Origin of the sequence: Tabrizicola sp. (assembly GCF_022842145.1) — a bacterium.
In the GTDB taxonomy this organism is placed as follows: Bacteria; Pseudomonadota; Alphaproteobacteria; order Rhodobacterales; family Rhodobacteraceae; genus Tabrizicola.
Genome location: NZ_JALHQD010000001.1, coordinates 275,816 through 300,810, shown reverse-complemented (window position 1 = coordinate 300,810; position 24,995 = coordinate 275,816). Strand labels below are relative to the sequence as shown.

General features: G+C 66.0%; 23 protein-coding genes and 1 pseudogene. 13 read left to right on the top strand and 11 right to left on the bottom strand.

Annotated elements, in window-relative coordinates:
* Positions 1–149 precede the first annotated feature (149 nt).
* Positions 150–1,445, bottom strand: a complete 1,296-nt coding sequence (locus tag Q0C42_RS01500; protein WP_295070960.1) for an HlyD family type I secretion periplasmic adaptor subunit — start codon at positions 1,443–1,445, stop codon at positions 150–152.
* Positions 1,442–3,193: a type I secretion system permease/ATPase gene (locus Q0C42_RS01495; RefSeq protein ID WP_295070958.1), complete on the bottom strand. Its 1,752-nt coding sequence runs from the start codon at positions 3,191–3,193 to the stop codon at positions 1,442–1,444. Before Q0C42_RS01495 ends, Q0C42_RS01500 begins: the two co-directional genes overlap by 4 nt.
* 140 nt (positions 3,194–3,333) lie before the next feature.
* Between Q0C42_RS01495 and Q0C42_RS01490 the strand changes: the two genes are divergently transcribed.
* Together Q0C42_RS01490 and Q0C42_RS01485 are read left to right on the top strand one after the other, a co-directional pair.
* Entirely contained in the window at positions 3,334–4,170 is an 837-nt protein-coding gene (locus Q0C42_RS01490; RefSeq protein WP_295070955.1) for a VacJ family lipoprotein, read from the top strand.
* Positions 4,170–4,778 carry a phospholipid-binding protein MlaC gene (locus Q0C42_RS01485; protein ID WP_295070953.1) on the top strand — a complete coding sequence of 203 codons (609 nt, stop codon included), beginning with the start codon at positions 4,170–4,172 and terminating at the stop codon, positions 4,776–4,778. Before Q0C42_RS01490 ends, Q0C42_RS01485 begins: the two co-directional genes overlap by 1 nt.
* A gap of 194 nt (positions 4,779–4,972) precedes the next feature.
* On the opposite strand, the gene Q0C42_RS01480 is transcribed toward Q0C42_RS01485, so the two are convergent.
* On the bottom strand, positions 4,973–7,294 hold the full coding sequence (locus Q0C42_RS01480) for a transglycosylase domain-containing protein (RefSeq protein WP_295070950.1): 2,322 nt from the start codon (positions 7,292–7,294) through the stop codon (positions 4,973–4,975).
* A 274-nt stretch (positions 7,295–7,568) separates the two neighbouring features.
* Here Q0C42_RS01480 and Q0C42_RS01475 point away from each other — a divergent pair, with 274 nt between their 5' ends.
* From Q0C42_RS01475 to Q0C42_RS21600, 5 genes and pseudogenes are all read left to right on the top strand, one after another.
* A complete protein-coding gene (locus Q0C42_RS01475) occupies positions 7,569–7,907 on the top strand; it encodes a P-II family nitrogen regulator (protein ID WP_137111689.1) in 339 nt (112 codons plus the stop codon).
* A 39-nt stretch (positions 7,908–7,946) separates the two neighbouring features.
* Positions 7,947–9,470 carry an ammonium transporter gene (locus Q0C42_RS01470; RefSeq protein WP_295070945.1) on the top strand — a complete coding sequence of 508 codons (1,524 nt, stop codon included), beginning with the start codon at positions 7,947–7,949 and terminating at the stop codon, positions 9,468–9,470.
* A 721-nt stretch (positions 9,471–10,191) separates the two neighbouring features.
* The gene (locus Q0C42_RS01465; protein WP_295070942.1) at positions 10,192–11,055 is read left to right on the top strand and encodes a DMT family transporter; all 864 of its coding nucleotides are present in this window, start codon (positions 10,192–10,194) and stop codon (positions 11,053–11,055) included.
* Positions 11,056–11,057: 2 nt separating this feature from the next.
* Positions 11,058–11,441, top strand: a pseudogene (locus tag Q0C42_RS21605) (aminoglycoside phosphotransferase family protein); the annotation flags it as partial.
* A 56-nt stretch (positions 11,442–11,497) separates the two neighbouring features.
* Positions 11,498–11,857 (top strand): aminoglycoside phosphotransferase family protein, encoded by a 360-nt coding sequence (locus tag Q0C42_RS21600; RefSeq protein WP_367115715.1) that lies wholly within the window; start codon positions 11,498–11,500, stop codon positions 11,855–11,857.
* A 260-nt stretch (positions 11,858–12,117) separates the two neighbouring features.
* On the opposite strand, the gene Q0C42_RS01455 is transcribed toward Q0C42_RS21600, so the two are convergent.
* From Q0C42_RS01455 to smpB, 6 genes are all read right to left on the bottom strand, one after another.
* Positions 12,118–13,467, bottom strand: coding sequence for an acetyl-CoA hydrolase/transferase C-terminal domain-containing protein (locus Q0C42_RS01455; RefSeq protein WP_295070936.1), 1,350 nt, complete (start codon positions 13,465–13,467; stop codon positions 12,118–12,120).
* 27 nt (positions 13,468–13,494) lie between these two features.
* Positions 13,495–14,370 (bottom strand): DMT family transporter, encoded by an 876-nt coding sequence (locus Q0C42_RS01450; protein WP_295070933.1) that lies wholly within the window; start codon positions 14,368–14,370, stop codon positions 13,495–13,497.
* Between the two features lie 5 nt (positions 14,371–14,375).
* Complete coding sequence (locus Q0C42_RS01445) at positions 14,376–15,551, bottom strand: amino acid aminotransferase (protein ID WP_295070931.1); 1,176 nt, start codon at positions 15,549–15,551, stop codon at positions 14,376–14,378.
* Between the two features lie 65 nt (positions 15,552–15,616).
* On the bottom strand, positions 15,617–16,480 hold the full coding sequence (sseA, locus tag Q0C42_RS01440) for a 3-mercaptopyruvate sulfurtransferase (protein WP_295070929.1): 864 nt from the start codon (positions 16,478–16,480) through the stop codon (positions 15,617–15,619).
* A 92-nt stretch (positions 16,481–16,572) separates the two neighbouring features.
* Positions 16,573–16,860 (bottom strand): hypothetical protein, encoded by a 288-nt coding sequence (locus Q0C42_RS01435; protein WP_295070926.1) that lies wholly within the window; start codon positions 16,858–16,860, stop codon positions 16,573–16,575.
* Positions 16,861–16,991: 131 nt separating this feature from the next.
* A complete protein-coding gene (gene smpB, locus Q0C42_RS01430) occupies positions 16,992–17,471 on the bottom strand; it encodes an SsrA-binding protein SmpB (protein ID WP_295070924.1) in 480 nt (159 codons plus the stop codon).
* Between the two features lie 49 nt (positions 17,472–17,520).
* On the opposite strand from smpB, the gene Q0C42_RS01425 reads away from it, so the two are divergent.
* Positions 17,521–17,961: a potassium channel family protein gene (locus Q0C42_RS01425; RefSeq protein ID WP_295070923.1), complete on the top strand. Its 441-nt coding sequence runs from the start codon at positions 17,521–17,523 to the stop codon at positions 17,959–17,961.
* Here the strand turns inward: Q0C42_RS01425 and Q0C42_RS01420 are convergent.
* Positions 17,958–19,892: a lytic transglycosylase domain-containing protein gene (locus tag Q0C42_RS01420; protein ID WP_295070921.1), complete on the bottom strand. Its 1,935-nt coding sequence runs from the start codon at positions 19,890–19,892 to the stop codon at positions 17,958–17,960. The genes Q0C42_RS01425 and Q0C42_RS01420 overlap by 4 nt on opposite strands.
* Positions 19,893–20,025: 133 nt before the next feature.
* On the opposite strand from Q0C42_RS01420, the gene dapA reads away from it, so the two are divergent.
* The 3 genes from dapA (at position 20,026) to Q0C42_RS01405 (ending at position 21,970) form a co-directional block, all read left to right on the top strand.
* Entirely contained in the window at positions 20,026–20,898 is an 873-nt protein-coding gene (gene dapA, locus Q0C42_RS01415; protein WP_295070918.1) for a 4-hydroxy-tetrahydrodipicolinate synthase, read from the top strand.
* An 86-nt stretch (positions 20,899–20,984) separates the two neighbouring features.
* Complete coding sequence (locus Q0C42_RS01410) at positions 20,985–21,128, top strand: hypothetical protein (protein WP_295070915.1); 144 nt, start codon at positions 20,985–20,987, stop codon at positions 21,126–21,128.
* Complete coding sequence (locus Q0C42_RS01405) at positions 21,119–21,970, top strand: DMT family transporter (protein ID WP_295070913.1); 852 nt, start codon at positions 21,119–21,121, stop codon at positions 21,968–21,970. The genes Q0C42_RS01410 and Q0C42_RS01405 overlap by 10 nt, the downstream gene beginning before the upstream one ends.
* A gap of 33 nt (positions 21,971–22,003) precedes the next feature.
* Here the strand turns inward: Q0C42_RS01405 and Q0C42_RS01400 are convergent, their stop codons facing one another.
* Complete coding sequence (locus Q0C42_RS01400; protein ID WP_295070910.1) at positions 22,004–22,960, bottom strand: L-malyl-CoA/beta-methylmalyl-CoA lyase; 957 nt, start codon at positions 22,958–22,960, stop codon at positions 22,004–22,006.
* 150 nt (positions 22,961–23,110) lie between these two features.
* Between Q0C42_RS01400 and dgcA the strand changes: the two genes are divergently transcribed.
* Positions 23,111–24,073: an N-acetyl-D-Glu racemase DgcA gene (gene dgcA, locus Q0C42_RS01395; RefSeq protein WP_295070907.1), complete on the top strand. Its 963-nt coding sequence runs from the start codon at positions 23,111–23,113 to the stop codon at positions 24,071–24,073.
* Positions 24,074–24,078: 5 nt separating this feature from the next.
* On the top strand, positions 24,079–24,942 hold the full coding sequence (locus tag Q0C42_RS01390; RefSeq protein ID WP_295070904.1) for a D-amino-acid transaminase: 864 nt from the start codon (positions 24,079–24,081) through the stop codon (positions 24,940–24,942).
* Positions 24,943–24,995 lie beyond the last annotated feature (53 nt).

Below are 24,995 nucleotides of genomic sequence, written 5' to 3'. Positions count from 1 at the left end.
CAATTCCGCCCAATTCCACACCGCTTCCGGCCGACTCGTTCTGGTTGTACGCATCTAGACCAAGCTTTGTGGCCATTTCAGGGTCAGTCCAAGCAGAAAGGCCGAAGTCGTGCAGTTTCGCCGCATAATCTTTTGCGGCTGTGGCGTCATCAACTCTCGCGGAAGGCACGGCCCAGGTAGTCGGTGAAGGGCTTGACCAGATAGGCCAAGGGCGTGCGGCGCCCGGTCTGCAGGAAGACCTCGACCGGCATCCCGGGCAGCAGCACCTGATTGCCAAGCCGGGACAGTTCCCCGGCATCAAGCTCAAGTTCCGCGCGGTAGTGCGGCGCCCCGGTTGCCGGGTCGTGCAGCGCGTCAGCCGAGATCAGGACCACCGTGCCGCGCAGATGCGGCGTCACCCGCGACGAAAAAGCGGGAAACACCAGTTCCGCCGCCTGACCCACCGCCACTTCGTCGATGTAAAGCGGAGCGATGCGGGCGCTGATCACCAGGGGACGGTCCTGCGGCACCAGGTAAAGCACCGGCTCGGCGGGCCGCAGAACCGCGCGCGGCGTCGTCACCTGCAGGTCCAGGACCACACCGGACACCGGGGCGCGCAGGTCCAGCCGGGCGATGCGTTCGTCCAGCGCACGCTTCTGTTCCGCCAGTTCCAGAAGCAGCGCGTCGATGTCGCGAAGGTCGGCGGTCGCCTGCTCGCGGCGCATGGCCTCCAGCCCGGACAACTCGATCTCGGTCTCGATGATCTGTCCCGCGCTGCGTGCCCTTTCGACCTCCAGCGCACCCAGTTGCCCCGCCAGACGCGCCTGTTCCCGCTCCAGGGCAAGAACCGTTCCGGCCTGAACAAGGCCCTTGGCACGCAGGCCGCGCTGGACCGTCAGCTCCTGTCCGATCAGGTCAAGCTGGGTCTGCAGCGCCGTGCCGCTGGCCGCCAATCCTTTCGCCTGCGCATGGATCTGGTCGATCCGCCGCAAAAGCAGCCGTCGCGCGTCCTCCCGCGTGGCGCGGCGGGCAGTGAAGAGGCGACGCTGGCCGTCCAGCTGAGCCGCAACCGTGGGCGAGGTCGCGGCTTGTGACAGAAGATCATCGGGGAAGGTCACGACCGCAGCCCCGTCCCGCTCGGCCCGCAGTCTTGCGGCCTGGCCCGCAAGCTCGCTCAGCCGGCCGTCGATGATGGCGCCTTCCGAGCGGAGCGCCGAACCTTCCAGGCGCACGAGCGGGTCCCCCGCCGCGACGCGGTCGCCTTCGGCGACCAGGATCGCCTCGACCACCCCGCCTTCGGGATGCTGGACGATCTGGCGGTCCCGCTCCACCTCGATCTGGCCCGGGGCAATGATCGCGCCGGCAATCCGTGCGGTCGTGGCCCAAAGCCCGAAGCCGAGGACCAGCACAAGGCTGGCCGCGAGGCCCAGGATCACCGGCCCCCGGATCGTAAGCGCGCGGTTCATGCGACACCCGCCGCAGCCGGGGCGCGCCCGATGTCGCCCGCGTTCCTGACCATCTGGCGCAGCACCGCATCGCGCGGACCGAGGGCCGCCGACGCGCCATCCTGCAGGACCAGCAGCAGATCGCAGTCCTGCAGGGCGGCCGGGCGATGCGCCATGATCAGGACCGCGGCACCCGCCGCCTTTGCAGCCCGGACCGCCTGCGCCAAAGCCTGTCCGCCCTCGTTGTCCAGGCTGGAATTCGGCTCGTCCAGGATCAGAAGCACGGGATCCCCGTACAGCGCCCGCGCCAGACCGATGCGCTGGATCTGGCCACCCGAAAGCCGGCTGCCGATACTGGCGACCTGAGTGTCGTAGCCCTCGGGAAGTCGAAGGATCATGTCGTGCGCCGCTGCGGCCTGCGCCGCCGCGATGATCCGGTCCGGATCGGTGCCGGTCTGCAGCCGCGCGATGTTCTCGGCGATGGTGCCGTCGAACAGCCCGACCCGTTGCGGCAGATAGCCGATCAGACCGCCCAGGACGTCCGGATCGTACTGGTCCAGCGCGGCCCCGCCCAGTCTGATCTGTCCCGCGTCGGGTCGCCAGACCCCGATCAGCGCCCGCGCCAGCGAGGATTTGCCCGAGGCCGAAGCCCCGATCACCCCCAGGGCCTGACCCGGTAACAGCCGGAAGTCCAGATTGCGCAGGACCGGGGCCGCGCCACCCGGCGGGACCACGGTCAGCCCCCGCACTTCCAGCATCGCCTGCGGTCGCGGCAGGGGCGTCCGCGGCGGCTCGGGTGGTGCGGCGGACAACAGACCGGCAAGACGCAGCCAGGCCTGCCGTGCCCGGGTCACGACCGGCCACTGCCCGACCGCCTGCTCCACCGGCTGCAAGGCGCGACCCATCAGGATCGACGACGCGATCATCGCGCCCGCCGAAAGCTCTTGCCGCAGGACAAGCCAGGCCGCGAGCCCCAGCATCGCCGATTGCAGGAAAAGCCGGAAGGTCCGGATCGCCACGGTGTAGCCGCCCGTGGCGTCCGACGCCGTCAGCCCGGCGGTCAGCGCCTGGTCCCGCCAGTTCTGCAACCGCGCAAAGGCCGCCCGGGTCATCCCCAGCGCCCGGATCACCTCGGACTCGGCCTTCAGGTTCTCGGCCTGGCGGTCGGCGGCCAGGGCGGCAAGGTTGCCGGTCTGCGACGGCACCTCGCTACTGCGCTGGTTCAGCCAGCTCAGCCCCACGATCACCAGACCACCGCCCAGGGCCAGCACCCCCAACCAGGGATGGAAGACGAAGATCGCCGCGGCGAAAAGCGGAGCCCAGGGCGCATCAAGCACCGCAAGCATCACGGGCGACGCCCAGAATCGCGCAATCGCATCGACATCGCGTTGCCCCGCCACCGCGGCCACATCTTGCGGCGCGACCGCCAGCCGGCGGAAGGACGCAGAGAGGACGCGCTGGTCAAGGCCGGCCTGCAACCGCGCGCCCACCCGCGCCATGATTCGGCCGCGCGCGTGGTCGAGCACCGCCATGACCAGAAACAGGAAGGCCATCAGCAGCGACAGGGCCAGCAACGTCTCTTCCGATCGCGACACCAGCACGCGGTCATAGACCTGCAGCATGTAAAGCGGAGCGGTCAGCAAAAGAAGGTTGACCAGCGCCGAGAACAGGAAGGCCACGACCACCGCCCGGCGCGAGGCTGCACGGGCGGCGGCAAGCTCGGCCAGGCCGGGCGTAAGGTCGGGCGAAGGGGTCACGGGCCTAGCCATTGCCTTGTCCTTGGCGTGTTCCTGCCAGCCGCGACGTTCGGGCAACGCTTCACCGTTGTGTTGGACAAGTCACGGACTTATGCCTTGCCAACGCCGGCGCAAGACTATGCTTAGCGGCGTAATGGCCGCACAGTAGGATCATGGATCTGAACATTTCCTTTATTTCCGGGCACGTCCTTCGGACGACGCTTGCCATTGCCACGGTCGCACTGCTTGCGGCCTGCGGCGGCGCGCCGTCGGGCGACGGATTCAATGACCCGTTCGAGCCGACGAATCGCAAGGTCCACACCTTCAACAAGGGCGTCGACCGCGCACTGGTCGGCCCGGCCTCGAAAGGCTTCGGCGGTGTCCCCGAACCGCTGAAGCGCGCCGTGGGCAACATGGCCGACACGCTGGACCTTCCCGGCGACATCGCGAACAACCTTCTGCAACTCCGCCTTGTCGCCGCGGCCGAGAACACGCTGCGGCTTGGCGCGAACCTGACCTTCGGGCTGGGCGGCACCATCGACATCGCCTCCGAGCTTGGCCTGCCGGAAAACCCCACCGATTTCGGCGAGACGCTGCATGTCTGGGGCGTGGGCGAGGGGCCTTACGTCGAACTTCCGCTCGCCGGGCCCTCGACGGTTCGTGACACCGTCGGCGCGGTGGTCGATGTCGCGCTGAATCCGGTGCGGCTGGCGCTTCCGGAAAAGGAAGCCACCGCGGCGACCGTGCTGAAGCTCTTCTCACGCCTTGGTGATCGGGATCGCTTCTCGGACACGGTGGATTCGCTCCTATATGACAGTGCGGACAGCTATGCTCAGGCGCGGCTCCTCTATCTCCAGAACCGGCGCTTCGAGCTGGGCAGTGGGCGCGGGGCCACGGATGACAGCCAAAGTGACGACGGCTTCATCGATCCCTACGCGGACGCACCCAGCAACGAGACCAGCGACGCGCCCAGCGACGATGGCTTCATCGACCCCTACGAGGACCCCTAATGCCAAGTGACATGACCCTGACGCGCCGCGGCTTCGCGGCTGGCATCGCCGCCGCTGCGGCTTTGGCCGTGCTGCCGCTGCCCGCGCGGGCGCTGACCGCGGAAGCCGCCAAAGGCCTCGTGGACAAGACCGTGGCGGACATCAATTCGATCATCAACTCCGGCAAGTCCGAAGGGGCGATGCTGCGGGACTTCGAAAAGCTGTTCACCCGCTACGCCGACGTGCCGACCATCGCGCGCTCGGTCCTTGGCACCGCCGCCCGCTCGGCCTCCAAAGGCCAGCTGTCGGCCTACACCAAGTCCTTCCAGGGCTACATCAGCCGCAAATACGGCCGCCGCTTCCGCGAATTCCAGGGCGGCCAGATCGAAGTGGCCGAGGCCCGCGCGGTGAAAAGCTACTACGAGGTGATCTCGACCGCCCGCCTGCAGGGCGAATCCCCGTTCGAGGTGCGCTGGCATGTGTCGGACAAGTCCGGCAAGAGCCTGTTCTTCAACATCATCATCGAGGGTGTGAACATGCTCGCCTCGGAACGCACCGAGATGGGCGCGCTTCTCGACCAGCGCGGCGGCGACCTTGACCGGCTGATCGCCGACCTCAAGACGCTCTGACCGCGGCTCCTCGTTCGGCTTCGTCTCCTCGTCGCACAGTGGCGTGACGAGGGACGTAGCAGTGCCTGGCGCGACACTGACCCCAGCCTTTAACCAAGCTCCCGCAACGTGGCACCGCATAGGTTGCTTGCACTCGCGGGCCGGGGTTTGACGTCGCGAAGCCCGACAACTTGGGCAGTTTCGAGCGACAGGACTCAGTTGCCCAGCACGTCGTCCAGCAACTGTTCCACCAGGTCGCCGCCTGCGCCCTCGACCGGACCTTCCATCACCGCGCCCTCGGGTGGCGGGCCGTCGATCACCGGCACGTCCTCGGGCAGGGGGGCGGTATAGGCGTCGGGCAGCGGCTCCTGATAGCCCTCGCCGTCGAAGATCGGCGCATTCGGGTCCTCGAAATAGGGCACGTCTTCGGCTGAAATGGCGCCGTCGCTGCCGCCCACCGGGGCGTAGGTCGAATCGGGGATGTTCTTCACCAGCGGTTTCGCTTCGACGCCCTCGTTGATCCGCACCATCACTTCGTGCCAGATCTCGGCCGGAAGGCCCCCGCCGGTGACGCCGGTCAGCGGGCGGTTGTCGTCGTACCCCATCCAGACGCCTACCACGTAGTCCGCGGTGAAGCCCACGAACCAGGCATCCCGCGCGCTTTGCGTGGTGCCGGTCTTGCCCGCCGCCTCGCGGTCGTCCAGCCGCGCGCGTGCCCCGGTGCCGGAATTCAGCACCTCGGTCATCATGTAGGTCAGCGCATGGGCCGCACCTTCCGAGATCACCCGCTCGCCGATGCCGCCACCCGCGCCGAACAGGGGTTCGTCCATCCCCTTCAGCTTCAGCGAGTCGAACCCATAAGGCGCGACCGAAGAGCCCCCGTTCAGGATGCCGGCAAAGGCCCCGGTCATGTCGATCAGCGTCGATTCCGACACCCCCAGCGCCAGCGCCGGGCCGTCGGCGAAGTTCTGCGCCAGGCCGAAGTCGGTCGCCACCTGCTTGACAAGGTCACGCCCCACCGCCTCGGACACGCGGACCGCCGGGATGTTCCGACTTTCAGCCAGCGCCTGGGTCAAGGTGATCTGGCCCTTGAATTCCTTGTCATAGTTCTGCGGACACCAGTCGCCCGACCCGGCCGTGTAGATGCACATCGGCGTGTCCTCGACAAAGTCCATCGGGCTGTAGCCCAGATCCATCGCCACGGCATAGATGAAGGGCTTGAACGTCGACCCCGTCTGCCGCAGCGCCTGCGTCGCCCGGTTGAAGTCCCCCGCGTTGGGCGTGTTCCGCCCCCCCACCATCGCGCGGACCGCACCATCCGCGCTCATCACCACGATGGCGGCCTGGGCTTCCGATCCCGGTTTGACCTTGTTCTCGAAGATCCAGACCAGCGCCTCCTCGGCCTTCTTCTGCATCTCCTGATCCAGCGTCGTCTCGATGATGACGTCTTCGGTCGTGTCGCGCGCCAGATAGTCCGGAGTCGTCTCCATCACCCAGTCGGCGAAATAGCCCCCGGCCTTCTGCTTTGCCGCCTTCGACAGCACCGCCGGATTGGCCCGCGCCTCGTCCGCCTCGGCCTTGGTCAGATAGCCCTGCTCTTCCATCAGCCCGATCACCACCGCCGCACGGTTCTGCGCCCGCTCCAGACTGGCCGTCGGCGCAAAGGTGGACGGTGCCTTCAAAAGCCCCGCCAGCATCGCGGCCTCGGCCGTGGTGACCTCCTTGGCCGACTTGCCGAAATAGCGCTGCGCTGCGGCCTCGAAGCCGCGCGCCCCCGCGCCCAGATAGGCCCGGTTCAGGTAGATCGTCAGGATGTCTTCCTTGGAATACTTGGCCTCCATCGCCATCGCGAAGGGCACTTCCTTGATCTTCCGCCACATCCCGCCCTGGCGGCAGTCCTTTTCGTAATCGGCTTCGGACTTCCACTTCGTCGGGTCCCACTGCACCCCAAGGCACAGAAGCTTGGCCGTCTGCTGGGTGATCGTGGACCCGCCGTTGCCCTCGAACGCGCCGCGCCCTTCCGAAAGGTTGATCCGGATCGCGCTGGCGATGCCGCGCGGGCTGATCCCGAAGTGCCAGTAGAATCGCCGGTCCTCGGTCGCGACCACCGCATCGTGCAGATCGGGTGACACGCTGTCCGCGGAAACCATGCCGCCGAACGTCTCGCCGCGCCAGGCAAAGACCTCGCCCTCGCGGTCCAGCATCGTGACCGACCCGCGCGCGCGGCCGTCGACCAGCGATTCCAGCTCCGGCAGTTGCGCATGGTAATACCAGACGAAGCCACCCAGGATCAGCGCGCCGATCGCCGAGCCGCGCCAGGCTATGCCCCAGACCACGCGCCAGATCGCCAGGATCAGGCCCATGATCATCCCGTGCTGTCGCCGAGGCCGTGCAGCCCGCATCCGCTTGCGCGGCTGGCGTGGCGGCTCTTTCGGCGGCGCAGGCTTCCGCGGCCCGCCGCCCGAAGAGGCGGCGCGCGAGGACGAATACCGTTTGTCTGCGACAAGGGGGCCGCGCCCCCGATTTCCAATTGCCATGCCTGCTCTGCCACTCGTGACATGGGCCGTTTTGGCCCCATTGGCTCTGACCTTATCCCGGATTTGCCGGAAAGCGAAGTCAGGCAGGCCACGATTCGCGTTGCTTTGCTGCCCAAGAAATAGGCGTTGCCCGGAAATAGTGCAAAAAATTTGCACGAAGCCCCCCGGTTTGCCTGTCTTTGCGCCGCGCTTTCTTGTGCAGGCGCAGCAATCCCCCGCCTCATGAGGTCCGAAGGTCCACGCTCCTTCGGACCGCCAGAAAGAGGGGAAACACGTGAAGCTCATCATCGCAGCAATCAAGCCGTTCAAGCTCGAGGAGGTCCGCGAGGCGCTGACCGCGATCGGCGTACGCGGCATGATGGTGACCGAGATCAAGGGGTTCGGCAGCCAGTCGGGCCACACCGAGATCTACCGGGGCGCCGAATATGCCGTGAACTTCGTGCCGAAAGTCCGGCTCGAGATCGTCGTCTCGGATGCGCTGTCCGACCAGGTCGTCGCGACCATCCAGAAAACGGCCAAGACCGACAAGATCGGCGACGGGAAGATTTTCGTCCTGGACGTAGAACACGCCGTGCGGGTCCGCACCGGCGAAACCGATGACGATGCGCTGTGAAAGCGTGGGGAAGGGGTAACCACTGACATGAGCAACCATATGAAACTTGCTGGCCTTGGCGCGCTGGGCGCGTCCTTGTTCGCCAGCCTGCCCGCCTGGGCGCAAGAGGCGACGACCGAAACCGCCGAGGCCGCGACCGAAACCGCGACCGCGGCGGCCGAGCTTGTGCCCTACGTCTACGAAAAGACCGTGCACGGCGGCGACATCGCCTGGATGAGCATCTCGACCGTCCTCGTCCTTCTGATGACGGTCCCCGGCCTCGCGCTGTTCTACGGCGGCCTCGTGCGGACCAAGAACATGCTGTCGATGCTGACCCAGGTCTTCGCGATCTCGGCTGTCGTCTGCATCATCTGGGTCGTCTACGGCTATTCCCTCGCCTTCTCCTACGGCGGCTCGATGGACACCTATGTCGGCGGCTTCTCCAAGATGTTCCTCGCCGGTGTCGACGCGACCACGATGGTCCCGACCTTCACCAACGGGATCTGGCTGCCGGAATACACCTTCATCGCCTTCCAGATGACCTTCGCGATGATCACGCCCGCGCTGATCGTCGGAGCCTTTGCGGAGCGCTTCAAGTTCTCGTCGCTCCTTGTCTTCTCGGTTCTCTGGGTGACCTTCATCTACTTCCCGATGGCCCACATGGTCTGGTGGTGGGGCGGCCCGGACTTCCTGGCCGAACAGCAGACCGCGCTTCTGATCGCCGAAGCTGCCGGTGACGCCGCCGCCGCCGAACTGGCTGCCGCGAACCTGGCTGCAAACGGTCTGATCTGGAACTGGGGCGCCCTGGACTTTGCCGGCGGCACCGTTGTCCACATCAACGCCGGGATCGCGGGCCTTGTCGGCTGCATCATCCTGGGCAAGCGCATCGGCTACGGCAAGGAATCGATGGCACCGCACTCGCTGACCATGACGATGATCGGTGGCGCGCTTCTCTGGGTCGGCTGGTTCGGCTTCAACGCCGGCTCCAACCTGGAAGCCAACTCGATCACCTCGCTGGCCATCGTCAACACCTTCGTCGCCACCGCTGGCGCCGGCGTGTCCTGGATGTTCGCCGAATGGCTGCTTAAAGGTCGCCCCTCGCTTCTGGGCCTCGTCTCCGGCGTGGTGACCGGCCTGGTCGCCGTGACCCCGGCCGCGGGCTTTGCCGGTCCGATGGGCGCACTTGTCCTCGGGATCGTCGCCGGAGCGGCCTGCTTCTTCTTCGTGGCCTACGTGAAGAACATGTTCCAGCTGGACGACAGCCTTGACGTGTTCGGCATCCACGGTCTCGGCGGGATCATCGGCGCCATCGCCACCGGGATCCTGGTGAACCCGGCCCTCGGCGGCGCTGGCGTGCCGGACTACCTGTCCGTCCCCGGCACCCTGCAGGTCGCGGCCTACGACGGCGCCTTCATGATCACGGCGCAGATCAAGGCGGTCCTCTTCACCGTGGCCTTCTCTGGCATCGGCTCCTTCATCCTCTTCAAGCTGGTCGACCTGACGATGGGCCTGCGCGTGAAGGAAGAGATCGAGCGTGAAGGCCTCGATGTCGCCGAACATGGCGAGCGTGCCTACAACATGTGATCGAACGACCCCGCGGCAGGCCACCTCCTCCCGGTCTGCCGCCGCAACCAGACGGCCCGTGGGTCCTCCCCCCGCGGGCCGTTTCCTTTTGCGGGCCTCCTCCGCTGCACTCGGTGCCCGCTAGGAGCCAAGCCTCTGTTCAGTCGATGAAGATGTAACTGGGACGCTTGGATTGACCTGCAATCACAGCACTGTCGTCAGTCTTCTGCTTCTCGCAGGCAAATCTATGCAGTTCCTCGGCGCTCAGTGCGCTGACCGCATTTCCACCCTGATAGTTCGCTTGCTTTCCGTACTTTGCACAATGCTTGATGGCTATGTCACGAGCCTCTGAAGTCAGGGTTGGTACCGAGTCGTATGCACTGTACCGCAGTGTGATCGAGTTTTCGGAGGCATAATCTTGAACCGGTGCGGTCGGAGATACGCATCCCGTCAGAACTACGAACAGGATTCCGCATTGGATTCTTTTCATTATCTACCTGCAACTTGTGTCTGCTATGGAACGCTAGAATGCGGATAACCATCGTGTGAGTCTACCGGAGACTTTCTGGCCGACCCAATATGAGCAGCCCTGTCGCCTCCGACTAAACCGTTGAAAATGATGCAGTGTCTTTCCTACCTGCGCGTGGACAAGAGGGTCGCTTCGTCGGCACGGACACATCGGTGACCGACCCTTCCCCTTGCGCGCCGACCCGTCTAGGGTCCCGTCCGGAAGGACTCCCGCATGCATCCCGAAGGCAAACCCCTGAAAGGCGTGGTCATGGTTCTGGCCGCGACGCTCCTCTTCGCGGGCGGCGACACGCTCGGCAAGCACCTCTCCATGCTCTACGCCGCGACCCTGGTCCTTTCGGCCCGCTACCTGATCAACCTCGTCCTCGTCCTCGTCACCATGTGGCCCCGCCACCGCAGCGAGGTCTGGCGCACGCAGCGCACCGGCCTGGTCCTCCTGCGCGGACTGCTCCTGGCAGTGGCGACCATAACCATGCTCCTCGCCCTCAGGGTGATGCCTGTGGCCGAGACGGTGGCGATCATCTACATCACCCCCGTCCTCCTGATGCTGGCCTCAGGCCCGATCCTGAACGAGAAGGTCAGCCTCCTCGGCTGGGTCTGCGCCACGCTTGGCTTCGCCGGGGTCCTGCTCATCGCCCGCCCCGGCAGCGGTCTCGACACCTGGGGCGTGGTTCTCTGCCTCCTCAACGCGGTCCTCGGCACCGGCTACCACCTCCTGACCCGCATCCTGACCCGGACCGAGACGACGATGGCGCTGCTTTTCCACACCGCGCTGGTGGGGTCGGTCCTGTCCGTCGGTCTGACCCTGATCGTCGGAGTGGACACCCTGCCGACCCTGCCCGACATCGGGATGATCCTCGTCTACGGCACCTTCGCGACCGTCGGCCACCTCCTCCTGACCTCGGCCTACCGCGAGGCCCCGGCCTCGACCCTGGCCCCGATCAACTACATGCACATCGCCTTTGCCACGCTCCTGGGCTGGCTGGTCTTCCAGCAACTGCCCGACGCGCTCGGCTTCGTCGGCATGGCGCTGATCGCGGTGGCAGGTCTGATGGCCGCCTGGCGCGCCAGCCGGTGACGATGCGGCTGGACGAGGCCCTTGTCCGGTTTCATCTCTCCGATCCAGAGCGGCTGGCCCAAACCGCAACCAGCATCGTCTGGAAGGTTCGCCAGTCTGATGGCAATGCCGCGATCCTGAAACTCCTGCATCCCGGCGAGACCGAGGAGTTGCGCGGTTTTGACTACCTCCAGCGGCTCGGTGGACTGGGGGCAGTGCAGGCCCTCGCTCGTGAGGGATCGGCGCTCCTGATGGAGCATTGCCCCGGCCCCTCGCTCGGGGATCTCGCCCGCGCGGGACGGGATGGCGAGGCGACCGAGGCCCTCTCCACCGTGATCCAGACCCTGCACGCCACCCGCGCCGATCCCCGAAACCTGCAACCTCTGGTCCAGCGTTTCGCGCCTCTCACCACCGCTCATCTGAAGGGCCCTCTTGCGCAAGCCGCCCGCATCGCGCGGACCTCCTGTCCGATCCGGTCCTACCGGTCGCGCTGCACGGCGACCTTCACCACGACAACGTTCTGTCCAGCCCGCGCGGCTGGCTGGCCATCGACCCCAAGGGTGTCTGCGGCGATCCGGCCTACGAACCCGCCAACGCCTTCCGCAACCCAGACGGGCTGGGCGACCGCCTGTTCGACCCCGATCGCATCCAGAACCTGACGTACCGCCTTTCCCACCGCCTCGGCCTAGCCCCAAGCCGTCTTCTCGGCTGGGCCGCCGCCCACTGTGCCCTGTCCACCCGCTGGTCAGAGGAGGCCGGCCAGGACACAACAGGCGACCTCCGTCTCCTGCCGCTCCTCCTTGCCGCGTACGCTGCAAGCTAGGGTCTGCGCTTCACCCTTTCACATTTGCCCAAATATCCCCGCCGGAGGCGCGACGGGGTTTGCGCCACTGGTTCGAGCAAACCATGTCGCGGCCGAGCCATTTTGCGTCCTTCACGCAAAGTGGCGAGATAAAAAGATTGCGCCGAAAGGCGCTCAATTTGAAAACCGTCCGCACTCGCGACGCGTTAAGAAATCCTGAACGCCCGCAGCCAAGCCCTTGATTTCATGGCGTACCAAAATCCGCCACGCGTGGGCACCCCTCAGAAGAAGCCCCGCGGGATCAGCCGGTGCTCGTAAGCATCCCGCTCCAGCTCCTCCCGGAAATCCGGGTGCGCGATCGAAATCAACGCCCGCGCCCGCTCGGCAATCGACCGCCCCTTCAGGTTCACCATCCCATACTCGGTCACCACGTACATCATGTCCGTCCGCGGCGTCGTCACCACGTTGCCCCGGGTCAGCGCCGTCACGATCCGACTCCGCCGCTCCCCCTTCCTCTCGTAGGTCGAGGCGAGGCACATGAAGCTTTTCCCGCCCTTCGACCCATAGGCTCCCCGCACGAACTGGAGCTGCCCTCCCGTCCCCGAGATATGCCGGAACCCATCCGTCTCGGACGCCGCCTGCCCCTGCAGGTCGATCTGGGTGGTGTTGTTGATCGACACCACCCGGTCGTTCCGCATGATGTTGTGCGGCAGGTTGGTGTAGTCGACGGGGTGGAATTCCACCTCCGGGTTCCGGTCGATGAAATCGTACAGATACTGCGCCCCCAGCGCGAAGGTGCAGACCATGCGGCCGGGATTGAGTTGCTTTCTCGCCCCCGTCACCCGCCCCGCGCGGTAGAGGTCGACGATCCCGTCCGTCATCATCTCGGTGTGGATGCCAAGGTCCGAAACCGGGCTTTCCGCCAACAGCGAGCAGACCGCGTTTGGCATCCCCCCGATCCCGATCTGCAGGCAGGAGCCATCCTCCACCTCTGCCGCGATCAGGCGGGCGACGGCCTTGTCGACCTCGGTCGCGGGGGACTTCGGCAGTTCGGCCATCGGGCGGTCGAAGCCGGGGATGATGTAGTCCACCTCGGACACATGCACCGCGGTCCCCTCGCCCATGACGTAAGGCAGCGTCGTCGTCTCCTCGACGATCACCACCTTCCCCCGCTCCACCAGCGCCCGCATCCACAGGGTGTTCGGGCCGAAGTTGAAGAAGCCCTGCGCGTCCATCGGCGCGGTCTTGAAGACGACGATGTCCGGCGGGTCAATGAAGCGGCGGTAGTAGTCGGGCACTTCCCCAAGGTTCACCGGCAGGTAATGCGCCATCCCGGCGTCGTGCTTCCGGCGGTCGTAGCCAGAGAAATGGGTGGAGAACCAGTGAACATGTTTCGTCTCGGGGTCGGCCTCCAGGACGGCCCGGGGGCGGGCGGTCAGGACCGAGCGGAAGCGAAGGTTCGTGACGTCCCCCAGCCGCTTGGCAAGCGCCTCGTCGAAAGCGTCGGGCTGGCCGAGGACCGCGCCATAGTCCAGCCACATGCCAGACTGCACAAGCCCCGCCGCTTCGTCGGCCGTGATCCTTTTCGCCGCCTTCGCCATCGTGTCCCCCCGGATGTCCGCGGCAGTCAAGCACGCGGGCCGGGGGTCTGCCAAGCCTCAGGTGGTCGCGCTGATAAGCGCTGTTCCCACCACAGCCAGCACCGCGCCGACCCAGGCCAGCGGCCCGGGAATGCGCCGGTAGGCGACCCAGACCATCGGCAGGATCAGGATCGGGGTGGTTGAGGACAGCGTTGTCACGATGCCGACGTCGCCGCGCGCGAGGGCGGCCATCAGGAAGGACATGCCGACGACCATCCCGGCCAACGCCGCAAAGCCGATGTGCCGGATCTCCGACCGCGAGGGCAGCTCGGCGGGGCGGAAGGCGGGCAGGGCGAGGAGCAGGATGAAGAACAGCGCACCCGTCCCCGACCGCACCGCCATCGCGGCCACCGGATCGGCACCGGCCAGCATCGCCGGGCGGGCAAGAAGGCTGCCCAATGCCTGCGCGAAAGCGGTGATGAGGCCCAGCCCGATCCCGATCCACAGGGGCTTGGGGTTCCGTGCGCCCTCGTCCCGACTTGGCCCCATGACCGCAAGCGCGATCCCGGCGACAATCAGCCCGACGCCAGCGGCCTGGATCAGGCTGACGGTCTCGCCCCGGAAGCCGAAGCCCAAGGCCAGCGCGAAGGGCGAGGCGGTGGTGAACAAAAGCGCCGAGATGCGCGGCCCGGTGTACTGGATCGTCGCGATATAGGTCAGTGAGCCGACCATGATTCCCGAGGCGGAGGAGGCCGTCAGCCAGAGGACCATCGTCAGGTCCAGGCTCTGCCAACCGCCCGTCAGCGCGACGATGGCAGCGGTCATCAGGAACGCGAGGCTCATCTGCCAGCGCGACAGTTGCAGCGGGCCGACCCGGCCCGAGACGCTGTCGATGAACATGGCCGAAGCCGCAAAGGCCGCCGCCGCTGCAAGGGACAGGGCGACGGCCAGCATGGTTGTCAGATCACCTGCGCAATGGCGGCGGCAAGGATCGGGACGGTCTTCGCGTTCAGGCCCGCGATGTTGATCCGGCTGTCACCGACCATGTAGATGCCGTGTTCCTCCCGCAAGCGGTTCACCTGGGCTTCGGCCAGACCCAGACGGCTGAACATGCCGCGATGGTGGGCAACGAAGTCGAAGCGGTCGGAGTTGGTCGCGCGGCGGAGTTCATCTGACAGCGACTTGCGCAAGGACAGCATGTTCTGGCGGACTTCTTCCAGTTCCTGCTTCCACTCGGCGGTCAGGGCCTGATCTTCCAGAATCATCGTCACCAGCCGCGCGCCGTGGTCTGGCGGGAAGCTGTAGTTCTGACGGTTCAGGAAGTTCAGGTTGCCCTGAACCACCGCCTTGCGGTCGGGGGAGGTCAGGGCGACAAGGATGCCCGTCCGCTCCCGGTAGATGCCGAAGTTCTTCGAGCAGCTTGCAGCGATCAGCACTTCGGGGAAAGCGTCGGCGATCTTGCGGGTCGCGGCGGCATCCTCTTCCAACCCGTCGCCAAAGCCCTGGTAGGCGAGGTCGACGAAGGGCACGGCGCCCTTGCGTTGCAGAAGGGCAATCACCTGGTCCCACTGGTCGGAGGAGAGGTTCGCGCCCGTCGGGTTGTGGCAGCAGCCGTGCAACAGGACCGCATCACCGGCCGCAACGCCATCCAGATCGGCCAGCAGCCCCGCGAAGTCGATGCCCGAGGTGGCGACGTCGAAGTAACGGTACTCCACCCCCGTCATGCCAAGGTATTTGACGATGGACGGATGGTTGGGCCAGGTCGGCGCGGACATCCAGACCCGGGCCTTGGGGTTCGCCATCTTGATCAGTTCCAGCGCCTGCCGGATCGCGCCCGTGCCACCGGGGGTCGCGACCGAAGCGGCGCGGTCGGCGTAGCCCTCGCCAAGGATCATCGAGACAAGGGCCGCGTTATACGCGGGTTCGCCGGCCAGTCCGGTATAGGTCTTGGTCTTTTCCGTCTCCCACAGCTGCTTCTCGGCCGCCTTGACTGCACGCATCACCGGGGTCAGGCCGGTCGCATCCTTGTAGACGCCGACACCAAGGTCGATCTTGGTGGTCCGGGGGTCGTCCCGGTACATGGCGATAAGCGCCAGGATCTTGTCTTGCGGCTGTGGATTCAGGGTTTCAAGCATGGGATTTCCCGCGGTTTGATGGGCAAACGCCCAGTGCCACAAGGCGCGCGGGACGGCAAGCGCGGTCAGGCGCCCGTCGCGACCCGCAGATCGTCATACATGCCCCATTCAGCCCAAGAGCCATCGTAAAGCGCGTGGTTCCGGTGGCCCATCCGCTCCAGCGCGAGGCTTAGAACCGCTGCCGTCACGCCCGAGCCGCAGGTGGTGATGGCAGGTTTCTTCAGGTCGATCCCGGCAGATTCGAAAACCTGCTTCAACTCGGGCGGTGACTTCATCGTGCCGTCGGGGTTCAGCACATCGGCAAAGGGCAGGTTCTTCGACCCCGGGATATGGCCCGAGCGCAGACCGGCGCGCGGTTCCGGTGCCTCGCCCCGGAAGCGGGGGGCCGCGCGGGCGTCGATGATCTCCGCCTCGCCCAGCTTTGCGGCATGGGCGACCTGCGTGACGTCCTTCACCAGATGGTTCTGGCGGCTCACGGTCATGTGCCGGTCACGCACGACGGGAGGCATGTCCTCGACCTCGCGGCCCTCGGCTTGCCATTTCGGGAAGCCGCCATCCAGCACGGCCACGTCGGTCTTGCCCATCAGCCGGAATATCCACCAGACCCGGGCGGCGCTGAAGATGCCCGCGCCGTCGTAGATCACCACCTGATGCCCGTCACCCACCCCCATCGCCCGCATCCGGGAGATGAACTTTTCCGGCGGGGGGGCCATGTGCGGCAGGCTGGACCGCTGGTCGGAAATCTCGTCGATGTCGAAGAACCGCGCGCCAGGGATGTGGGCAGCGGCGTATTCCGCCTTGGCGTCGCGGTTCATCGCCGGAAGATACCAGCTGGCGTCCAGCACCCGCAGGTCGGGGTCGCGCAGGTGCTTTGCCAGCCAGTCGGTCGAGACCAGCGTCTTGGGGTCGTCCTGCGGCGATGGGGTCATGCGGGCCTCCCGGGGGGTTTCCCGGATATATCCACGGGAGCATGAGCCGCGCAAGCGGTGCGGGGGCAGGTCCGCCTCCGCACCGGCGTTGTTTACTTCACCAGGGCCTTCTTCAGCATCCCTGCAATGGCCGTCAGGATCGCTCCACCGACGCCGCCGCCGGCAACCGACTGGACCAGCGCGCCGATGTCGAGGCCCGCCGCCGCATCTGCCGCCGCCGCCGGATCACCGCCCAGCATGCCCATGAGAAGGCCACCAAGCCCGCCCCCGACCGCGCCGACAACCGAGTTCCCCGCCGTCCCGAGGCTGAGGTTCTTGAGCCCCGCACCAGCAGCATTGCCGCCCACAAGACCCGCTATGATCTGGATGATAAGTTCCATTACCCGTAACTCCCACTGTCTGCCGGTTCCCGTACCGGGTTTGCCCGGCTTATGCCCCGGACGTGCTGTCCGGTATGGGAAAATCTGACAGGTTGCCGCAGGTCGGGCAAGAAATGTTCGGAAAGTGAAATTCAGCCGCGACTGTTCTGCTTCATCAGACGCGCCTTGTCGCGGTCCCAGTCGCGCTTGGCCGAGGTTTCGCGCTTGTCGGCCAGCTTCTTTCCCTTGGCGATCCCAAGCTTCAGTTTCACGATGCCACGGTCGTTGAAGTACATCTTCATCGGCACGATGGTCATGCCTTCGCGACCGACGGCCGACCACAGGCGCGAAAGCTCCTTCTTCGACACCAGAAGCTTGCGACGCCGCCGTTCGTCATGCCCGAAGGTCTTGGCCTGCAGGTAGGGTGCGATGTAGCCGTTGATCAGCCACAACTCTCCGCCCTCGACCGAGGCATAGCTTTCCGCGATGTTCGATCCGCCTTGGCGCAGGCTTTTCACCTCGGAGCCGAACAGCATGATCCCGGCCTCGAGATCGCTCTCGATGCTGTAGTCAAAGCGCGCGCGCCGGTTTTCGGCGATGAGCTTGGAGTTGGGATCGGACTTGGCCACCATGATGTTCGTCAGATAAGGTCTGGGGAAAGGTTAGTCCAGAAGGCACACCATGTTACTGCAAATCGCGCTGGGGTCGGGGCTGCTGGTCCTGAACGTACTGGTGATGGCGGTGGCCGCCCTGCTGCTGGAAAGCGCCTTCCGGGTGGCGCATCCTTGGCTGATCCGTCCGCCGCAGCGGTTGAAGCTGGTTCTCCTGCTGGTGGCCGTGGGGGTCTGGGTGCTGCTGGTGCTGACAGTGAACATCTGGATCTGGGCCTACGTGCTGTTCGAGATCGGCGTCTTCAAGTCGATGGAGGAGGCGCTTTACTACGCGATCGAGGCTTTCTCGACGCTGGGCCTTGGGGATGTCGTGCCGAAGCAGGAATGGCGCATCTTCGCGGCGATGGCGGCTGTGAATGGCCTCCTGAGCTTCGGCCTGCTGACTGCGCTTCTGGTCGAGGCGCTGCGCCAGGTCAGGCTGGCGCAACTGGAGATGCGACACAAGGGCTAGCCCTTAAGCTCATCCGTGATCCGGACCGGTCCCACCGCGCCCTTCAGTTTGGCCCGGTAGATCACCACGCCTTCGGCCACGCGCATCACATAGGTGCGCGTTTCGGCGAAAGGGATCGTCTCGATCCAGTCGATGACGTCCACATCCGACCGCCGCGGATCGCCGAACTCGCCGATCCAGCGGCGCGGGCGACCTGGACCTGCGTTGTAGCCCGAGGCGATCAAGGCGATGGAGGGGCCGAATTCCTCGGCCATCTCGGCCAGGTAGGCCGAACCCATCGTGACGTTGTAGGCCGGGTCCGAGATCAGCTTCGAGGCATCAAAGGACTTGCCCAACTTGCCCGCCATCAACTTTGCCGTACCAGGCAGAACCTGCATCAAACCGCGGGCATCGGCGGACGACCGGGCAGTGGGGTCGAACTCGCTTTCCCGCCGCGCGATGGACAGGGCCAGCGCCCGGCTGACCTTCAGCCCATCCGGCACGAAGTCGGGCACCGGGTAATAGGCGTGCGGCAGGATCAGCCCGCGCTCAGCGGCCTGCTTGGAGACAAGAACGGCCAGATGCGGCTCGCCCCAGGCAACGGTCATGTCGGCAAGCTGGGCAATCCCGGTATCGTCCAGGCCTTCGCCCAGATGCAGCAGGAACCGCTTGCCCTGCGTATCGTCCCCCGCCTTGAACAGCAGCTGGGCGGCTGCAAGGACCGATGACTGAGTAAACCCGGCGCTTTGCCAGTCCGGGGTCGCGGGCCTGGACAGAAGACCCGCGTCCAGCGTCAGCCCCAGCCGTTCGGCGGCCAGCAGACCGTAGAAAGCCGTCTGGTGCGCTGCCGCAGCCCTGTAGCTGGCGGTTCCGTCCTGACCCGCCGCCTCTTGCGCGCGTCCGATCCAGTAATGCGCCCGCGCCAGGCTGATCGGCGTGGAAACCCCGGCCAGGAGGTGCTGGAAGTGCGTCAACGCCGTGGTTGGGTCGCTCAGTCGCCGAAGCGCGATGAAACCTGCCAGAAACTCCAGATCCGCATAGGCAGAAGCACCGTTGTCGACCGCGATATGGTGATTTGCGGCAATCCGGTAGGCTTCCTTTGCCCGACCGTTTCGCATCAGGTAGCGGGCCAGGATGGCGCGGCGCTCGGCCCAGGCTTCGGGTCGGCCAAGCGTCTCGGCGGATTCGGACCGCTCAAGGATCAACTCGGCCGCCTCGTCGTAAAGGTCCCTCTTCATGCGCCAGATGAACCGGTCGTAGGCTAGGCCGGGGTCGGAAGCCCGCGCCTTTGGAACAGCCTCGATAAGTCCGGTTACACCTTTGCCCTCGGTCTGCAGCGCCAGCCGCGCCCGGGCCAGAGCCTGCAGGTCGTCGGGCACCCGTTTCATCAGCCGCTCGGCCTCACGCGTGCGACCTTCCCACAGCAAGGTGGTCAGCCGCAGTTCATGCACAAAGCCGACGGCTTCCGGCATCAGCGCGATCAACGCCACTTCCTGATCCGGTGCAAAGGGCAGCGTGGACCAGGCCCGCATCGCCTCGGTCTCGGCATCGGCGACCCGGCCTGCGGCAATGAGGGCGCGGACATAAGCAAGCGCGCCCGCCCCGGTGTCGGGCGGCCCGGCCTCGAACCAGGCGATGACTCGTGCGGGGTCGTCGGACCGGGCAACAGCCTCCTCACCCTTTTCCCGCATCAGCGGCAGTCCCGGCCAATCGGGGCGGCGCTGCAGGAATTCCTCGTATTCCCCCAGCCGCCCGTCGCCCGCCCGCAGGCGCTGCCATTCGATGACGTCGCGCCCGACCCCCGAAGGTGCCACCGCCAGCGCGCCGTTCCAATCCTTGCCCGCGGCCAGCTCCAGCGCCGTCCGCATCGCCTGTGTCGTGTCTGCCCCTGCCGGAAGCGTCTGGAGGCCCAAGGCCAGGACCAGCGCCCGGATCATGTTTTTGCTGCTCATGCGACTGAATCTGCCTGACAGGCCGCCTCTGGACAACCCACGAGTGCGTTAGTGCGCAAGACTTGGCATCAGCCCTGCCAGCCGCTATGAGAAGCGCGCTTACGGGCAATATCGCCCTTATAGGAGAAGCGTCATGATCAGAGGGTCCCTTCCTGCCCTGGTGACGCCGTTCAAGAACGGCGAGCTGGATCTGGTGACGCTGAAGAAACTTGTGGATTGGCACATCGCCGAAGGCAGCCATGGGATCGTTCCGGTGGGCACGACCGGCGAAAGCCCGACGCTCAGCCACGCCGAGCACCAGAAGGTGATCGAGGAAGTCGTGGCCGCCGTCGCGGGCCGCATCCCGGTCATCGCGGGGGCAGGGTCGAACAACACGGTGGAAGGCATCAGCCTGATGCGCCACGCCGAAAAGGTCGGTGCGACCGCCGCGCTGGTGGTGACGCCCTACTACAACAAGCCGACGCAGGCGGGCCTTGTCGCGCATTACACCGCGCTGCACGACTGCTGCCAGCTGCCGATCGTGATCTACAACATCCCCGGCCGGTCGGTGGTCGACATGCTGCCCGACACGATGGGGACCCTCGCCAAGCTGCCCCGGATCATCGGGGTCAAGGACGCCACCGGCAAGATCGAACGCGTCTCGATGCAGCGCGCCTCCTGCGGGGCGGATTTCATCCAGCTGTCGGGCGAGGACGCGACGGCGCTGGGCTTCAACGCGCATGGCGGTGTCGGCTGCATTTCGGTGACCGCGAACGTGGCCCCGCGTCTGTGTGCCGAGTTCCAGGAAGCCACCCTGCGCGGTGACTACGCCAAGGCGCTGGAATACCAGGACAAGCTGATGCCGCTGCATGAAGCGATCTTCATCGAGCCGGGTCTGGTTGGCGCCAAGTACGCACTGTCGGTCCTGGGACTGTGCTCCGAGGAAGTGCGCCTGCCGCTGGTCGGATTGACCGACGGGACCAAGGCGAAGATCATGGCCGCGATGAAACACGCCGGTCTGATCTAAGCCGAAATTCTTCCGCAGGAATGGAAAGCCCTCAGCCTTAAGGCGGGGCGCTTGCCATTCCTGCCCCGCCCGATCAGGGTCCAGCCATGCAATCCTGCCTGCACCTCCGCGTCAGCTTCGCCCAAGCCTCGGGCGACATGAAGGATGTCGGCGGGGTCGCCTCTCCTCCGATCACGATGCGGTTGGCCCTTTGCAGTCCACAGTGCCGTGAGCTGACCACATGCCACTGACCGACAACCGGCGCGGCGCGCTTTACATGACCGCCTCGATGGCGGGCTTCGCGGTCGAAGATGTTTTCGTGAAGGCCGCCGCACAGGGGCTGCCACTGGGCCAGGTCCTGCTGACGATAGGCCTTGTCGGCATGCTGATCTTCATGGGCATGGCCGCGCGCCAGGGCGAGCCGCTGTTGCCGCCCGCTTTCCTGTCACGCCCGATGCTGATCCGCTGCGGGTTCGAGATCACGGGCCGCCTGTTCTACGGCCTGTCGATCACGCTTACCGCGCTCTCCACCACCTCGGCCATCCTGCAGGCGACTCCTCTGGTCGTCGTCGCCGGGGCCGCGCTGGTCTTTGGCGAGAAGGTCAGCCTCCAACGCTGGCTCGCCGTGCTGGTGGGGTTCCTGGGCGTGCTGGTCATCCTGCGGCCGGGAGCGGACTTCTCCGCCCTGTCTTTGTTGGCAGTCGTGGGACTGCTCGGCTTTGCGGGCCGTGACCTCGCGACCCGCGCCGCGCCAAAGGGGCTGTCAAACCGGCAACTCGGCGCACTCGGGTTTGCCATGCTGACAGCGGCGGGCGTGATCCTGCTGGCGACGACGGGGGGAGCCAAGGTGCCCACCGGAGTCGAAATGGCCAACCTTGCCGGAGGCACAGTCTTCGGGGTGCTGGGCTACCACGCCCTGACCTATGCGATGCGGACGGGTGAGGTCTCGGCCGTCACGCCGTTCCGCTACACCCGGCTGATCTTTGCGATGGTGCTGGCAATGGCGCTGTTCGGCGAACGTCCTGACCTGGCGACCTGGATCGGCGCCGCGTTGGTCGTGGGCTCCGGCATCTACGCGCTGACCCGAAAGTAGGGTGGGCGATACCGCCCGCCCCACGTTTGCGCCTCAGGCCCCGATCAGTTCCGCCTGCCGCACGATCACCTCGGCCTGCCGCATGGACGCTATGTCCACCAGCCGACCCTTGTAGACCGCCGCGCCCTGGCCAGCGGCCTTTGCCGCCTCCATCGCCGCCAGGATCTCGCGCGCTTCGGTCACTGCCGCCTCGGACGGTGTGAAGACCTCATTCGCCAGCGCCACCTGCTTGGGGTGGATCGCCCACTTGCCGACCATCCCCAGCGTTGCCGACCGCCGTGCCTGCGCCTTGAACCCCTCCTCGTCCGAGAAATCGCCAAACGGCCCGTCCACGGGCAGGACTCCATACGTCCGGCAGGCTGCCACGATCGCTGCCTGTGCCCAGTGCCAGGGATCGGACCAGTACTTCGCGCCGTCACGGTGCATGTAGTAGTTCTCTTGCGTCCCCCCGATCCCGGTTGTCTGCATCCCCATCGAGGCCGCGAAGTCCGCCGCCCCCAGACTCATTGCCTGCAAACGAGGGCTACTGGCCGCAATCTCCTCGACATGCGCGATGCCTGCCGCCGTTTCGATGATGACCTCCAGAGCGATGCGCTTCTTGCGCCCCGCTGCCGCCTCACAGGCCGTGACCAGCGCGTCGACTGCATAGACATCCGCGGCGCAACCGACCTTGGGGATCATGATCTGGTCCAGCCTTGGACCAGCCTGTTCCAAGAGGTCCACGACGTCGCGGTACCAGAATGGAGTATCCAGCCCGTTGATCCGCACCGACAGCGTCTTGCGGCCCCAGTCGATCTCGCTGATCGCCTTGATGATGTTCGCCCGTGCCTGCGGCTTGTCCGCCGGGGCGACCGAGTCCTCCAGGTCCAGGTTGATCACATCCGCTGCGGACGCCGCCATCTTCGCGAAAAGCTCGGGCCGCGATCCGGGGGCGAAAAGCTGGCAACGGTTCGGTCGGGCCGGGCCGGGGGGTTGCAGGCGGAAGCTCATCTTGCAAGTCCTTCGGTAATCAAGTGTCGTATCTGCTATGATCTGCGATATAATCTTGCGCACTCTACCGCAAGCATGATTTCGCACTTGCAGCATTCGGCTGCGAAATCCGGACTTGCGCCGAGTCCTGTCCGCGGGCCACAAAAGCCCATGCTGACCATTACCGAAGACCGCTTCCGCCTCGCCCAGACCTTCACCATCAGCCGCGGATCGAAGACCGAAGCCCGGGTGCTTACGGTCAGGATCTCTCGTGCCGGGCAGACGGGATGGGGCGAATGCGTGCCCTATGCCCGCTATGGCGAGACGCTGGACAGCGTCCGCGCCCAGATCGACGCCCTTGCGGCAGATGTGACCCGGGCGGACCTTCAGACCATTCTTCCGCCTGGCGCTGCCCGCAACGCTGTCGACTGCGCGTTGTGGGACCTGGAGGCGAAACTGGCAGAGCAACGGGTCTGGGACCTTGCGGGACTGCCAAGGCCTACGGCGCTGGACACGGCCTACACGCTGTCCCTGGCATCGCCGGACGAGATGCGGGCGGCGGCGGCGCTGAACGCCCACCGACCCATCCTGAAGATCAAGCTGGGGACGCCGGACGACATGCCTCGGCTGGAGGCTGTTCGTGCGGGAGCGCCCCGTGCGATGCTGATCATCGACGCCAACGAAGGCTGGAGCGCGGAGGTCTACACCGACCTCGCGCCACACCTCCTTGGCCTTGGGGTGGCGTTGGTCGAGCAGCCATTGCCGGCCGGCCAGGACGACATGCTGGCAGAGATCGCCCGCCCCATCCCGGTCTGCGCCGATGAAAGCTGTTTTGACCGGGCCTCGCTGGCCGGGTTGCGGGGCAAGTATGACGTGGTGAACCTGAAGCTCGACAAAACGGGCGGGCTGACCGAGGGGCTGCTGACCCGCGACCTTGCGCGGCAGATGGGGTTCCGGGTCATGGTCGGCTGCATGCTCGGATCGTCGCTTGCGATGGCCCCGGCGGTGCTGCTGGCGCAGGGAGCGGATTGGACGGACCTTGACGGGCCGCTCCTTCTGGCCGAAGACCGGTCGCATCCTCTCTGGTATGACGCCGAAGGGGTCCACCCGTCCGATGCCAATCTTTGGGGATGATCGAAATGACCCGCACCGTCTATGTGAATGGAGACTACCTGCCCGAGGGCGAGGCGAAGGTCTCGATCTTCGACCGCGGGTTCCTGATGGCCGACGGGGTCTATGAGGTGACGTCGGTTCTGGACGGCAAGCTGATCGACTTTGACGGCCACATCCGGCGGCTGGAGCGGTCGCTGCAGGAGCTGGAGATGTCCTGCCCGGTCAGCTCGGAGGAACTGCTGGCGATGCACCGCGAGCTGGTCCGGTTGAACGGGATCGATCAGGGGATGATCTACCTGCAGGTCACGCGGGGCAATCCGGGGGACCGGTCCTTCCTGTTCCCGCCCGCCGACTTGGCCGGCACGGTGGTGGCCTTCACCCAGAATATCCCGAACCTTGCGGACGCTCCGGCGGCGAAGACGGGGTTCAAGATCATCACGATCCCCGACCTGCGCTGGTCTCGGGTCGATATCAAGACGGTGCAGCTCTTGTATCCGTCGATGGGGAAGATGGCGGCGAAGAAGGCGGGGGTGGATGACAGCTGGTTCACCGATGAGGATGGGGCGGTGACAGAGGGGACCTCGAACAACGCCTACATCGTGAAGGGGAACCGGATCATCACCCGGGCCCTGGGCAACGATATCCTGCACGGGATCACCCGGGCTGCCGTCCTTCGTTTCGCGGCGGAGGCTCAGTTCGAGGTGGAGGAGCGGGCCTTCACGGCGGCGGAGGCTCAGGGGGCGGACGAGGCTTTCAGTACCGCGGCGTCGATCTTCGTGATGCCGGTCGTCGAGGTGGATGGCAAGCCCGTCGGGTCGGGCAAACCGGGGCCGGTGGCGACGCGGCTGCGGGAGATCTATCTGGACGAGATGCGGAAGGCGGCGATCTGAGGTGCCCGCGCGCGGCGCTTTTTGGGGTCCTTTGGAATCAAGGGCTTGGCTGC